This window comes from Flavobacterium sp. 2755, assembly GCF_031455715.1.
GTDB lineage: Bacteria > Bacteroidota > Bacteroidia > Flavobacteriales > Flavobacteriaceae > Flavobacterium.
In genome coordinates this window covers 67,049-82,424 of sequence record NZ_JAVDTG010000007.1, presented here as the reverse complement: position 1 = coordinate 82,424, position 15,376 = coordinate 67,049, and the positions used below count along the sequence as shown (strand labels likewise).

At 36.2% G+C, this 15,376-nt stretch carries 7 protein-coding genes; all 7 read left to right on the top strand.

What is annotated here, in order from left to right; genetic code table 11:
• Positions 1 to 102 precede the first annotated feature (102 nt).
• The 7 genes from J2Y38_RS16610 (at position 103) to J2Y38_RS16580 (ending at position 15,259) form a co-directional block, all read left to right on the top strand.
• Positions 103 to 888, top strand: coding sequence for a helix-turn-helix transcriptional regulator (locus tag J2Y38_RS16610; RefSeq protein WP_309844653.1), 786 nt, complete (start codon positions 103 to 105; stop codon positions 886 to 888).
• 428 nt (positions 889 to 1,316) lie between these two features.
• Entirely contained in the window at positions 1,317 to 3,503 is a 2,187-nt protein-coding gene (locus tag J2Y38_RS16605) for an alpha-rhamnosidase (RefSeq protein WP_309844651.1), read from the top strand.
• A gap of 128 nt (positions 3,504 to 3,631) precedes the next feature.
• Entirely contained in the window at positions 3,632 to 5,305 is a 1,674-nt protein-coding gene (locus J2Y38_RS16600; protein WP_309844649.1) for a hypothetical protein, read from the top strand.
• A gap of 158 nt (positions 5,306 to 5,463) precedes the next feature.
• Complete coding sequence (locus J2Y38_RS16595) at positions 5,464 to 6,588, top strand: glycosylase (RefSeq protein ID WP_309844647.1); 1,125 nt, start codon at positions 5,464 to 5,466, stop codon at positions 6,586 to 6,588.
• Between the two features lie 149 nt (positions 6,589 to 6,737).
• Positions 6,738 to 10,064, top strand: coding sequence for a glycoside hydrolase family 2 TIM barrel-domain containing protein (locus J2Y38_RS16590; protein ID WP_309844645.1), 3,327 nt, complete (start codon positions 6,738 to 6,740; stop codon positions 10,062 to 10,064).
• Between the two features lie 88 nt (positions 10,065 to 10,152).
• Entirely contained in the window at positions 10,153 to 13,557 is a 3,405-nt protein-coding gene (locus J2Y38_RS16585) for a glycosyl hydrolase (protein WP_309844644.1), read from the top strand.
• 277 nt (positions 13,558 to 13,834) lie between these two features.
• Positions 13,835 to 15,259, top strand: a complete 1,425-nt coding sequence (locus tag J2Y38_RS16580; protein WP_309844643.1) for a sialate O-acetylesterase — start codon at positions 13,835 to 13,837, stop codon at positions 15,257 to 15,259.
• Positions 15,260 to 15,376 lie beyond the last annotated feature (117 nt).

The window sequence follows — 15,376 nt, the reverse complement described above, 5'->3', positions numbered from 1 at the left end:
GTTAAAAAACAACAGCTGTATTATTTTTTGCAAAGATTAAAAGAATACTAATGTCAGAATTGCTATATTTGGACAATGAATAGTCAATATCGGACATATAGAATGGCCACGGATTTTGGATACCAAGTAGATTCCTCAATCCCAGTTATTGGTTATACTGAAATGGTAACCAACGAAATGTGTATTTCGCATTCTCATCCAAGAGGTCAGCTGATCTATGCAACCCGTGGCGTAATGAATGTTGTGGTTGGAAATCACATTTGGGTTGTGAATCCGTTGCAGGGCTTGTGGCTTCCGGGCGGAGTAGAGCATCAGGTTACTTTTCAGAAAGACGTTAATTATTACAGCGTTTTTATCGATCCGTCTGCAATGGAAGGACTACCAGTGAATAGTTTTTCCTTTGATATTCCGATGTTTTTAAAACAGCTGGTTTTTAAAATTATTTCTTTTGGAGTTGAAGGAAATCTTACTCCATCTCAAAAAAGAATTAGTGACGTTTTTTTAGACGAATTAGCTTTAATCGAGCCAAGTGCCACTTTTCTGCCTACAACCAATCACGAAAGACTTCAAAAGGTAGTTGAGCTTTTAATGAATGATGTTTCAAGCAAAAATACAATAGATTATTACGCCGAGCTTTCTTTTATGAGCACCAGAACTTTATCCCGATTATTTATTAAAGAATTGGGAATGAATTTCAGCGACTGGCGTACACGCTTAAAATTGTTAGAAGCCATAAAACGTTTGGGTGAAAAACAATCCATTAAAGAAATTGCCTTTAATTTAGGTTACGAGACTACAAGTGCCTTTATTTATATGTTTAAAAAGCATTTGGGCAAAACGCCTTCTAATTATATTTTGGAAGATGAAAACGATAAATTATCGGCTTAGATTGTAAACGTAAATTAGAACGCAGATAAAACGGACTTACTTCGTAAAGACGCGGACTGACGCGGATTTTTTTAAACACATAGAAACATAGATTTTTACTCACTTTGTGAAATTAAGTATAACAAAAAAATGACTAGTCATTAACTCATAGCTATGTGTATATATGCAAGTGAAACGCCTTTTATAGACAAAGTAATGCTATGTTTCTATGTGTTAAAAATAAAATCCGCGTCTTCGCGATAGCGAATCCGTCTCATCAGCGTACCATAAAATTCCAACATCATTTTTTTTAATACTAAAAAAGTGATAACTCATAATTTTTCCCTTAAAAAATTATCAAAAAGTACTGTTTTTTATGAAATAGCAGGATAGTGCAGGTTGTCAAATGTAAAGATAACATTTATCTTTAGTCCCAAAATAGACTAACTATGCTAAACCGCTTTTCAATTTTTAAAATTTTACTTCTTTTTACTGCTCTTTTTTCTTGTTCTCTAATATTGGCGCAGGAAAAATCAAAAGAAGCGACATGGATCTGGTATCCAGGTGATTTTGAAGTTTGGTTAAGCAATAAAATGCAGGTAAGACGTACTGAACGCGAAGCAGTATTTCCACCGCTTTGGCAATATTACAGTCCTTATGCTTTGGTTACTTTTCAAACAGAAGTAGATATTCCACAACCAGACAAGGTGAAAATCTATTCAGAAGGACCTTTTCAATTACTTTTAGATGGCGTTCAAATTTACGGACAGCCAAAATCGATTACAGTTCCTGCTGGAAAACATAAAATTTCCTTTAAAGTTTATAATCAGGAAGTGTTGCCAGCTATTTATATTTCAGGTCAATACGTTAAATCTGATGCATCTTGGAACGTAACCAACGAAGATAAACTTTGGATTGATGAAACTGGAAAAGCACAACAATCCGGTACGCCTTGGGTTCCAGTTGGTTCTTGGAATTTTAATTCGCCAGAAAATAAACCTTCTGGGTTTAAACTAACAACGAAACCTTTAAGTGCAAAGAAAACTGAAAAAATAGGAACTGGTCAGTTAGTAGATTTTGGTAAAGAAACTTTTGGTTACATTAAAATTCATGGTTTAAAAGGAAAAGGCAAACTAGCACTTTATTATGGAGAATCTCGTGAAGAAGCGCTGGATTCTGCTAAATGCGAAACTTTAGATCATTTATCTTTTGATGGAAAACAGCCTGAAACCTACACACACGACGGATCGAAAGCATTTCGTTATGTTCAAGTTCAAGCAGATGCAGGTGTAAAATACGATTCTATTTCGATGCTTTATGAATATTTGCCATTAGATTATCGTGGAGCATTCAAATCTTCGGATGAACAATTAAATAAAATTTGGGATGTGTCGGCTTACACGATGCATTTAACCTCTCGTGAATTTTTTATTGACGGAATCAAACGTGACCGCTGGGTTTGGTCTGGCGACGCTTATCAAAGTTATTTGATGAATTATTATTTATTTTTTGATTCGGCTTCTGTAGAAAGAACACTTTTAGCACTTCGCGGAAAAGATCCTGTAACGGCTCACGTAAATATCATCATGGATTATTCGCTGTATTGGTTTGTAGGCGTTTACGATTACTACTTGCACACGGGCGATACTAAATTCATCAAAACTTTTTACCCGAGAATGAAATCACTTATGGATTTCTGTTTAGAAAGAAGAAACAAAAACGGATTCTTGGAACCTTTAGAAGGAGACTGGGTTTTTATTGATTGGGCAGACGGACTTCCAAAATCGGGCGAAGTTAGTTTTGAGCAAATGCTTTTAGCCAGAAGTTTAGAAGCTATGGCAGTAAGTGCTGAAATTGCTGGTAAAACCGAAGACCAAAAACAATATCAAAAATTAGGAACTGATTTAAAAACCAAATTATTTGATGTCTTTTGGGATAAAAAAGAAAACGTCATGAAGCATCAGCGAATCGACGGTAAAATCCAAAATATTGTAACCAGATATGCTAATATGTTCGGTATATTTTTTAATTATTTTACTGAAGAACAAAAACAAAGCGTAAAAAATAAAGTGTTGCTTAATAAAGATGTACTTCAAATCACAACTCCATATATGCGTTTTTATGAGTTGGAAGCATTGTGCGCAATGGGGGAACAACATTACGTTTTAAAAGAAATGAAAGACTATTGGGGCGGAATGCTGAATGAAGGCGCAACCTCTTTCTGGGAAGAATACAATCCGAACAAAAAAGGAACGGAACATTTAGCGATGTACGGTCGTCCATACGGAAAAAGCCTTTGCCACGCATGGGGTGCAAGTCCGATTTACTTATTAGGGAAATATTATTTAGGTGTAAAACCAACCGCGCCGGGATATTCGGAATATGAGATAAAACCAAATCTTGGCGGTTTAAAATGGATGGAAGGAAAAGTTCCAACACCAAACGGAGAAGTTTCCCTGTATTGCAGTACCAAAGAAATTAAAGTAAAAGCAGGCGAAGGAGAAGGAAAATTGATTTTTGAAAGTGCCAGCAAACCCAAAACAAACTCGGGAACGATAACGGAATTAGCAAAAAATAAATATCAACTGACGGTTAAACCAAATGTTGAATACAAAATAAGTTATAAAGCCCTGTAAATTATTCATCCAGCATGTCATTGCGAGGAACGAAGCAACCTCACCAATGATTGCGCAAAGTTTGATATAGCAAATGTGATTGCTTCGTTCCTCGCAATGACGAAAATCAGGAATAAAAAATAAAACCAATGTTTTCAAAAAATACAAAATACAACTTCAAATTAAAAACCACATTCCTAATGCTGTTAACTGTCTGCATTCAAGGCACATCACAAACGACATGGAAACCAGCATCATTTGAAATTGTAAAATCAAATTACAAAACTTTCAAAACGACACAATACGCTCATGTATTTTCAGGAAGTAAACACAATATTGTTCGCTTAGCTCCAGAATTGCAAGGATTAACGGGTATTGAACTTCCTTTAGATAGATATAAAAACGGAACTAATGCTCCTTTGCAATTAAAATTTAAAGAACCAGTTCAGGTTTTAATTGGTGTTTTTCAGGAAAATAATTCAGAATATCTTCAGTCAAATAATTTAGAAAATGCAAAATTGGTTTTTAAAAACGGACTGACTATTACAGGATTACCCCCGATTAATGTGTACGCACTTTCATTCCCAAAAGGGAAACAGACTATAAATCCGGGAAGTGGATTATTTGCACTATTAGGAGTTGTAAAAGGCGATCAAAAATTAAGTTATAGAAACGCAGAATTTCCAGACGGAAAACTCTGGAATCCAACTTTTATCGTTGAAGGATTTTCAGATGAAAAACCGCTTTTCGAAATTATCGGCGGAGAAAACAAACCCGTTATTGATGAAGGAATGTCGGGAACAGAAGGGATTCAAGGAGGTTTCGAAGGCGGACGCGTTGTAAAAGTTGGCGATAACTATCATATGTTTCCAACCGAAAGAGCAGGAGAAAAAGGTGTTGATTATTACTACGATCGTGTAAAAACAAAAATTGGACATTGGACAAGTAAAGATGCAATCCATTGGAAAAGAGAATCTACAATTTATCAAGCAAGTGGAACTTACGCCGTTACAGAAGATGATAATCCGATGAATGATCGTCGTGCTGCTATTTGGTCTTATATGCCGGTTTTCAATGAAAAAGCAAACAAGTGGTACGGCTATTATTTGGCTTATACCGTAAGTAAAGAAATAGAACCGAATCACTCATTCGGAAGAATTTGGCGTTGTGAATCAACTGTAGACGGAATCAACGGAATCGGCGGACCTTATAAAGATATGGGAATCATTATGGAACCAGGATTAGATTCTCAACCTTGGGAAGGACGTCAGGGGGTTGCTTCGTTTTTCCCGTATCAGGTCGGCGATAAATATTTCGGATTTTATAGCGGTGCGTATCCGTTCAATTCATGGGCAGATTATCCGAAGAAATCAGGAAAAGGCTGGTTTGTTGCTTTAGCCGAATCAAAAAGTTTAGAAGGCCCATGGTTTAGAATGAATAAAGGTCTGGAGCCAATTAAAACCATGCATCCGCAGTTTGTAGAAAATCCAATTGTAAGTCAATTACCAAACGGAATGTACATAGCTATTTTTGACGGAGGTCCAGACGGCTGGGGACATCATTTGCCAAATATGATTGCCTATTCGTTATCTGCTGACGGAGTTAATTGGGCAGAAGCACATTATTTACCAATCGAAACAAAAGTAGATAAATGGTGGGATATTATGAGAACGCCTTTGTGTTTAATCCCAGAAGGAAATGATGTTTACACAATCGTGTACAATGCAATCGATTTGAAGAGAAGATTTCACCCAACAGGAATGGTAAAAGTAAAATTGAACAAAGATGTGATGGAATCACGTTTAAAGGAATTGAAGAAGTAGCCCACAGATTTTTCGGATTAAACGGATTCGCACAGATTTTAATTTTAAAATGAGAATAAATCTGTGATAATCTTTTAATCTGTGGCAAGAAAAAAGAAAAAGAAATCCGCGAAAATCAGTTTAATCTGTGTCATCTGCGTGCCATAAAAAACATAAAAATGAAAATTAAATACCTAATCTTAACTATTTCAGCACTTGCCATAACAAGCTGTGCAACAAAATACAAGAAAAGAGAAATTACCGACAGCGTAATGCAGGAGATTTACGAGGAAATTAAAACACCTTATAAATACGGTTTGGTGATGGTTCCTACCGACAACTCATACAAAATGGATTGCCCGAGTGTATTTAGGAAAGATGGTAAATGGTATATGACGTATTTAATTTATGACGGAAGAGGATATGAAACCTGGTTAGCAGAAAGCGATAATCTTTTAGACTGGAAATATCTAGGAAAAGTAATGTCCTTTTCAGAAAATGAAAAACACTGGGATGTCAACCAAAAAGCAGGATATATTTCGTTGCAAGATCCAACTTGGGGCGGAAGCTACGAATGGCAAAAATACGATGACAAATACTGGATGAGTTATTTTGGCGGAGACAGTAAAGGTTATGAAGCAGGCATTTTATCAATCGGAATGGCGTATACCAAAGAAGCTCCGACAAAACCACACGAATTTCAGAGATTAGAAAATCCGGTTTTGACTCCAAAAGACAAAGATGCAAGATGGTGGGATAATAGTACGATGTACAAAAACAGCGTGATTCGCGATAAGGATAAATTGACAGGACACAATTTTATCATGTATTACAATGCCCGTGGCGACAGTATAAATCCTGCTAAAGGTGCTGAGCGTATTGCTATGGCAGTATCAGACGATATGAAAGAGTGGAAGCGGTATGGCGATAAACCATTAATCAATCATCATAAAGGAATTTCGGGAGATGCTTATATTCAGCGTATTAATGATACTTGGGTGATGTTTTATTTTGGAGCTTTCTGGACGGGTTGGAATCAAGGTGCATTTAACCGTTTTGCCGTTTCAAATGATTTGGTAAACTGGACCGACTGGAAAGGCGACGATTTAGTTAAATCATCTGAACCTTACGATGACATGTTTGCGCATAAATCATTTGTGGTAAAACATGACGGAGTAGTTTATCACTTTTATTGTGCCGTAAACAAAGCAGAACAAAGAGGAATAGCCATTGCAACTTCTAAAGATTTAGGGAAAAGCAAATTGAATTTTGTGGCACCGCCGGAAAAAAAGAAGAAGAATTAAGTACAAAGTATTAAGACACAGTTTGTCATTTCGAGGAACGAGAAATCACACTCGTAACCACAAAGATTGTCGATTATAGTTGCGGAATTTCTAGTGCGATTCCTCCTTCGTCGGAATGACAAAAAAAACGGATAAAAAATATAGAATTAATGTTCAAGTCAATTCAAAATAATAACTTTTCAAGGTTTCGATTTTCGATACTAAAATCAGTATTCACATTTTACATTTTACTATTCACAACTTACACGCAGGCACAATCCGTAACAGGAGAACCAGCGGGAGTTCCAGAATTACACAAAAAATACAAATTTGCTCCGTGGGAAGATCCAACAATTACGAGCATCAACAGACAGCCATCCAGAGCGACAGCTTATTCATACTCAAGTGTTGAAGACGCTTTAAAAGGCGACAGAACCAAAAGCCGAATCCAGATGTTAAACGGCGATTGGAATTTTAAATATGCTGTGAATCTAAAAGAAGCGTCAAAAGATTTTTATAAAAATACGGTTTCAGGCTGGGATAAAATCGAAGTGCCATCAAACTGGGAAATGAAAGGATATGATAACCCAATTTATAAAAGTGCCGTTTATCCGTTTCGACCTATAAATCCGCCTTACATTCCTAAAGATTATAATGGAGTTGGTTCGTATCAACGCAGTTTTATAGTTCCAGAAAACTGGAAAGACATGACTGTGACTTTACACTTTGGAGCCGTAAGCTCAGGTTTTGAAGTTTGGCTAAATGGAGAATTTTTAGGCTATGGAGAAGATAGTTTTTTACCATCAGAATTTGATATTACAGCTTATTTAAAAGCAGGAGAAAATGTAGTTTCAGTTCGTGTAATTCGTTGGACAGATGGTTCTTATTTAGAAGATCAGGATCACTGGCGTATGAGCGGCATCCAGCGTGAAGTTTTTATTATGGCAGAGCCGAAACTACGTATTCAGGATTTCTTTGTTCAAACGAAATTAGACAAACAATACACAGATGCAATTTTTAAACTTCGTCCGAAAGTTGAAAATTTGACAGGTGAAAAAATCAAAGATTACACCATGAACGTTCAGTTGTACGATGCTAATAATGTAGCAATTTTCAAAGAACCGCTTCAAAGACCTGTGATTGATTTAATCAACGAAAGTTATCCTCGTCTGGACAATGTGCGTTTTGGATTCTTTCAGGAAACGATCAAAAATCCAAAAAAATGGAGTTCAGAAGAACCGAATTTATACACAATGGTCATTTCTATAAAAGATAAAAACGGAAATGTTACCGAAGCAAAAAGCTGCAAAGTTGGTTTCCGTTCAATTGAATTTTCGAAAGAGAACGGAAAAATGCTCATCAACGGAAAAGAAACCTACGTGTATGGCGTAAACCGTCACGATCATCATCCGACAAGAGGAAAAGCTTTGACAAGAGAAGATATCAAACAAGATATCACCACGATTAAAAAGTTTAATTTCAACTTTATACGTACAAGCCATTATCCAAATGATCCTTATTTCTACGAATTATGCGATCAATACGGAATTATGGTCATGGACGAAGCCAATCAGGAAACACACGGAATTGGCGGAAAACTAAGCAACGATCCAAAATGGACAAATGCTTATTTGGAGCGTATGACGAGAATGGTTGAAAGAGATAAAAACCATCCATCGGTTGTCATGTGGAGTTTAGGAAATGAAGGTGGAAAAGGACCAAATCATTCGGCAATGTCGGGCTGGGTTCACGATTTTGATATTACACGTCCCGTACATTACGAACCAGCGCAGGGAAATGCCAAATTAGACGGCTATATCGATCCGCTTGATCCGGGATATCCAAAAACAATCGACCACGCTTACCGATTCGAAAACCCACAGGACGATTCGTATGTAGATATGGTAAGCCGTTTTTATCCGGGCGTTTTCACTCCCAAATTTTTAGTAGATCAAAAGAAAGATACACGACCAATTATTTTCGTTGAATATTCGCATGCGATGGGAAATTCAGTTGGAAACTTAAAAGAATTATGGGATGAATTCCGTTCGCTTCCAAGAGTTATTGGAGGTTGTATTTGGGAATTTAAAGATCAGGGAATCGTGAAATTTGATTCAAGATCAGGTCAGAATTATTTTGCGCACGGAGGAGATTTTGGCGAGAAATACCACGACGGAAACTTCAATACAAAAGGAATTGTAGATTCTAACGGAAAACCAAAAGGATCAATTTTTGAAAACAAATGGGTGTATCAGCCAGCGATTTCAACTTTAAACGGAAATCAGTTAGAAATCAAAAATCGTCAGGCCGTTAAATCATTAGAAGGTTATATTCCGGTTTTAAAAGTGTTGGAAAATGGAAACGTGATTAAAATTCAGATTTTAAAACCATTTAAAGTAGAAACGGGACAATCTACAAGTTTGGATATCAGTTCGTATCTGCCAAAAATGAAAGCAGATGCCGAATATATTTTAAATATAGAATTCCAGCTTTCAAAAGAGGAACTTTGGGCTTCAAAAGGTTACGCTGTCGCGGAAGATCAGTTTATATTGAAAAAGAAAGAAGCTGTTTCTCCAGAATCTAAAAAAGAAACTTTAAACGTTTCTGAATCAGATTCAGATTTCAAAATAAAAGGAAAAGCTTTTGATATTACAATTGGAAAAACAAACGGAGCTTTGAGTTCTTATATTTTTAATGGAGAAGAACAAGTTTTTGCACCATTGCTTCCTAATTTTGTAAGACCGCTTACAGACAACGATAAGCGTGGGTGGAAATCGCAAAAGTTGTTGAAACAATGGTACAAAGCAAAACCAAAATTGGTTAACATTTCAATTGATAAATCATCTTCTGAAATTAAAATAACAAGTGATTATGAAGTTATAAAAGACAGTGCGAGCGTAAAAGTAATCTACAATATTTTACCAAACGGATTAATAAAAGTAGATTACAGTTTAAAAGCTTCTAGCAAACTACCAAACATTCCAAAAATCGGAATGCAGATGGGAGTTCAAAGAAAATTCGACCAAATTTCGTGGTACGGAAAGGGAGAATTGGAAAATTACAGTGATAGAAGTTTTGGTTCGTTTGTTGGGAAATATTCGCTTCCAATTAATGACTTTATCGAACATTATCCAAAACCACAGGAAAACGGAAACAGATGTGATGTGAGATGGATGGCATTAAGTACTCCGCAGAAAAATAATGGTTTTTTAGTAGTAAACGATACCAAAGTTCTAAGTATGAGTGCATGGCCGTACACGCAGGAAAATCTAAGTTCAGCAGGTCATACATATGATTTGAAAGATCCGGGATTTTTAACAGTAAACATCGATTTAATCCAAATGGGAGTAGGAGGAAATGACAGCTGGACATTGGTTGCACAGCCATTAGAACAATATCAAATTAAGTCAGGAGATTATCAATATAGTTTTTATTTGACGCCTTTTAATGGTTCAAAAACTGAATTAGAAAACAGTTTGAAGAAGTTTAAGTATTAATGGTCATTGCGAGGAACGAAGCAATCACACTTAGTTGCTCTCGTTATGAGATTGCTTCGTTCCTCGCAATGACAAAACAAGAACACTAATGTTTCAAAAAAAACATCTCTTTTTTATCTTACTCCTTGCGGGCATTGTCTCCGCACAGGAAATCCATAAAAAAGAGAATACCTTTTTTCAGCCTACCAAAGAATCCTCAAAACCGTGGACGTATTGGTATTGGATGCAAAGCGCTTATTCTAAAGAAGGAATCACAGCCGATTTAGAAGCGATGAAAAGAGCCGGTATTGAAGGTGCATATTTAATGACGATTAAAGGTCCGGCAAATCCGCCATTGATTGATCCGCCTGTTTTGCAGTTAAGCAAAGAATTTTGGGATTTGGTGCGTTGGGCTTTAATCGAAGCAGATCGGGTTGGAGTGAAAATTGGATTTCATCCTGCCGATGGTTTTGCCGTTGCCGGAGGACCTTGGATCACGCCCGAAATGTCAATGCAAAAAGTCGTTTGGAAAGACACTATTGTAAGTGGAAACAACTTTAAAAATCTAAAATTAGCCATTCCGAATCATTACAAAGATTATTATAAAGACATTGCAACGTTTGCCATTCCGGTAAAAGAAAGTTTTATTACATCGGATAAAAAACGTCCAAAAATAACATCAACAAATCCCGAATCAGACGCGACAACTTTAAGTTCATCAGATAAAGACGGGTTATTTAGAATGCCGAAAAAAGGCTGGATTCAATACGAATTTGATGAACCATTTTTGTGTAAATCTGCTCAAATTGAAACCAAAGGGAATAATTATCAGGCGCATCGTTTAATAATTGAAGTCAGCGATGATGGAAAAAACTTCAGAAGTTTAGGAAGATTAACAACACCGCGTCACGGCTGGCAGGATGTTGATGCATTTTACACGCACAGCATTGTTCCCACAAAAGCTAAATACTTTAGATTCGTTTACGATCCCGAAGGAACAGAACCGGGCGCAGAAGATTTAGATCCTGCCAAATGGAACCAAGGTTTAAAAGTGGCAAAAATCTATTTGTCAAACGAACCGTTGATTGACAATTACCAAGGAAAATCGGGAGCTATTTGGCGATTAAGTCCGCAGATAACCGAAAAAGAAATCAACATTGCAGATTGTATCGATCCATCAAAAATGGTCAATATTTCGAAGTTTGTTGATGCAAACGGTCTTTTAAATTGGAAAGCTTCTGCAAAAGGAAATTGGAGAATTATCCGTTTCGGACATACTTCAACAGGACATGAAAATGCAACAGCAGGAGCGGGAAGAGGCTTGGAAGTTGACAAATTTAATGCTGAAGCCATTCGTTTTCAGCTGGATCATTGGTTTGGCGAAATGCTTCGTGTTGCGGGTCCAGAATTAGCTTCAAAAGTCGTTAAAATCCTTCACATGGACAGTTGGGAATGCGGAAGTCAAAACTGGTCGCCTGTTTTTAGAAACGAATTTAAAACCCGCAGAGGTTATGATATTGTAGATTATCTGCCAGTTATGGCGGGAATCCCTGTAAAAGATATTCAGACTTCGGAGAAAGTTTTATACGATGTTCGAAAAACAATTTCAGAACTGGCTGCCGAAAACTTCTTCGGAACTTTAAGACAAATTGCTGACGATGCCAATGTAAAATTCAGTTCAGAAAATGTTGCGCCAACGATGATGAGCGATGGACTTTTGCATTTTAAATATATTGATTATCCAAGTGGTGAATTTTGGCTGAAAAGCCCAACACACGACAAACCAAACGATATGTTAGATGCTATTTCGGGCGGGCATATTTATGGAAAAGACATTATTCAAGCAGAAGCTTTTACGGCTTTAAAAATGGATTGGGACGAACATCCGGGAAATTTAAAAGTGGTTGCCGACAGAAATTATGCTCTGGGAATTAACCGTTTTTTCTATCATGTTTTTGTGCATAATCCGTGGCTGGACAGAAAACCCGGAATGACTTTGGACGGAATTGGAAGCTATTTTCAAAGAGACCAAACTTGGTGGGAACCCGGAAAAGCTTGGTTTGAATATTGCCAAAGAGTACAGTTTCAGTTGCAAAAAGGAAAACCAGTTATTGATTTAGCTGTTTTTATTGGTGAAGATTTACCTTCCCGTTCCATGCTTCCGGATCGTTTAGTGCCTTTTATTCCGAATGTTTTTGGAAAGGAAAGAGTAGGAAGCGAAGCTATTCGTTTGAAAAATGAAGGACAGCCAAGCACTAAAATGCCAAAAGAAGTTAGTTTTTCTAAAAATTCAACCGATTTATCGCAATGGATTAATGCCATGAATGGTTATCAGTACGATTCATTTAATTCAGATGTTTTGATAAACCGCGCAAAAGTAGAGAACGGAAAAATCTCTTTTGGAGGCGGAATTGAATATGGAGCTTTATTGTTTCCGGGAAGTCATAAAATGGCACCAAATAAGCTGCTTTCTTTGGCTTCCGCCGAAAAAATATTGCAGTTAGTAAAAGACGGTGCAACGATTTTTGTGGATGAAAAACCAAATTTACAACCCGGTTTACAATCGAATGATGATTTTAAAAAATGGCAAAATGTAATTGGTGAAATTTGGAATAACTCTAGTGCATCAACTTGGAAAATAGGAAAAGGAACAGTTATAAAATTACCTTATTTAGAAAATGATTTTGCTTCAATTGGAATTTCTCAAGATGTTTATTTTCCAAATTTAAACAGAACCGATTCTGAAACAATTGCCTGGACACATCGTAAATCTGATACCGAAAATGTTTATTTTATTTCGAATCAAAAAGAAGAAAAACGTTCTTTTGAAGCTTCATTTAGAATAGCAGGAAAAATTCCGGTTTGGTACAATCCCGTAACTGATAAAACTTCGGCTTTAGCCAATTGGAAAATCGAAAACGAAAGAACAATTGTTTCGATAGCTTTAGATGCAAACGAATCTGGTTTTGTGATTTTTAAAGAGGAAACAAAAGAGATTTTAGCTCAGAGAAAATCTTCTGAATTTGAAACCGTTCAGACTTTAGATGAAAATTGGGAATTACAATTTGATCCGGCATTTAAAGGTCCAAAAGAGGTTGTAAAAACAAATAAACTTTTTGATTGGAGCACTTCAGAAAATGATCAGATCAAGTATTATTCGGGAACTGTAATTTATAGAAAAGATTTTGTCTGGAAAGGAAAAGATGCGAATAATATCTGGCTTGATTTAGGTGAAATTGCCAATATTGCCGAAATCAAAATCAACGGAAAAGATTGCGGTACACTTTGGACATTTCCTTTTAAAACAGATATTTCGCAAGCCTTGAAAAAAGGAAAAAACACAATAGAAATCAGCATCACAAATACTTGGGCAAACCGATTAATGGGCGACCAAAAACTTCCAAAAGAAGAACGATTAACATGGACAAATGCTGCATTTCGTTTGGAAGGAGAACCGTTGCTAAAAGCAGGTTTATTTGGACCAGTTGTCCTTGTGAAAGAAAAAAGTAAATAAAAATTTAGCCACAGATTAAAATGATTTTCACAGATTATTAATTTTAATCTATTGATAAAATAGAAAATAAGATCAGTTGCCTCCAGCTTTAGCTGGAGGTTTCAAAAGATAACAAGATAAGGGCTTTAGCCAAATAGTTAGTTTGGCTAAAGCCTGAGATGTTGAAAAATAATATAACCTCCAGCTAAAGCTAGAGGCAATTGAAAAATAAAAATATCCACAGATTAGAAAAATCTTTTTAATCCATTTAATCTGTGGCTAATAAAACATAGTAGAAATGAAAAAATCAATTATTGCATTATTAACGATTTTAGCGAGCTTTCAAATCAATGCCAAAATTAAATTACCAGCATTGTTTGCCGACAACATGATGTTGCAGCAAAAATCAAATGCGCCAATTTGGGGCTGGGCAGAAAAGAATGCTAACGTTGTAATCAAAACCTCGTGGGATTCTAAAATCTACAAAGTAAAAGCAGACAATTCTGGTAAATGGAAAACAGAATTAAAAACGGTTTCATTTGGTGGCCCATACACGATTGAAGTTTCAGAAGGAGCTGAAAAAGTAACTATCAAAAATGTTTTACTGGGCGAAGTCTGGCTTTGTTCCGGACAATCAAATATGGAAATGCCGTTAAAAGGATTTCAAGGTCAGCCCGTTAAAAACGGAAATGAAATCATCGTAAGATCAACCAATAAAAACATTCGTTTAATTACAGTTCCAAGAGCGACTGTTTTAGAACCTTTACAAGATTTTGAAGGAAAATGGGAAGAAGCTTCTCCAAAATCAACTTCTAATTTTAGTGCAACGGCTTGGTATTTCGGTTCACTTTTACAAGAAGTTTTAGATGTTCCCGTTGGTTTGATTCATGTTTCTTATGGCGGTTCAAGTATGGAAGCGTGGATGAATCAGGAAATGCTGAAAGATTTCGCAAGCGCTAAAATTCCGACTACAAAAGAAGAATTGGCAAAAGATCCAAATCGTGTTCCTACGACTTTGTTTAACGGAATGCTTTCGCCTGTAATTGGTTACGGAATCAAAGGCTGTATTTGGTATCAGGGAGAATCAAATTACGAAAGAGCTTCTGAGTATACTTCTCTAATGAAAAAAATGGTTTCAAGTTGGAGAGCTTTATGGAAACAAGGAGATTTTCCGTTTTATTACGCTCAGATTGCGCCGTTTAATTATGCTTCTTTTCATCCAAAAGATTATTTAGAAAAATACAATTCAGCTTATATAAGAGAAGCGCAATTAAAAGCTTCAAAAGAAATTCCCAATTCAGGAATGGCCGTTTTAATGGACATTGGAGAAGAAAATAATATTCATCCAATGGACAAGGAAAAAGGAGGGAATAGATTAGCTTTTCAGGCTTTGGCAAAAACATACGGAATTGAAGGTTTCGAATTTGAAAGTCCGAAATACAAATCGATGGAAATAAAAGACGGTTCGGTTACGGTTTCTTTTGATGATGCTGCGAACGGAATTACATCTTACGATAAAGAAGTTACCGGTTTTGAAATAGCTGGAGAAGATAAAGTTTTCTATCCCGCAAAAACGGTTGTGAGAAGGAAATCAGTGGTTTTGACTTCAGATAAAGTGGCTAAACCAGTTGCTGTTCGTTATTTATGGAAAGACTTTGTAAAAGCAGAATTGTTTAGTGCAGGTGGTTTGCCAGTTTCATCTTTTCGAACAGATGAATGGTAATCGATTAAACCTTTTATGATATTTCAAGTCTTATAAGTTCATTTAAGTTATTACTTGATTGGTTAAAAGATTTTTTGAGTTAACCTGCTGGCTATTTAATGGTTGGCAGGTATTTCT

Coding starts and splice junctions, on each gene's coding strand:
- J2Y38_RS16600 (WP_309844649.1), top strand. CDS start 3,632: ATGTTTTCAAAAAATACAAAATACAACTTCAAATTAAAAACCACATTC.
- J2Y38_RS16605 (WP_309844651.1), top strand. CDS start 1,317: ATGCTAAACCGCTTTTCAATTTTTAAAATTTTACTTCTTTTTACTGCT.
- J2Y38_RS16595 (WP_309844647.1), top strand. CDS start 5,464: ATGAAAATTAAATACCTAATCTTAACTATTTCAGCACTTGCCATAACA.
- J2Y38_RS16585 (WP_309844644.1), top strand. CDS start 10,153: ATGTTTCAAAAAAAACATCTCTTTTTTATCTTACTCCTTGCGGGCATT.
- J2Y38_RS16590 (WP_309844645.1), top strand. CDS start 6,738: ATGTTCAAGTCAATTCAAAATAATAACTTTTCAAGGTTTCGATTTTCG.
- J2Y38_RS16610 (WP_309844653.1), top strand. CDS start 103: ATGGCCACGGATTTTGGATACCAAGTAGATTCCTCAATCCCAGTTATT.
- J2Y38_RS16580 (WP_309844643.1), top strand. CDS start 13,835: ATGAAAAAATCAATTATTGCATTATTAACGATTTTAGCGAGCTTTCAA.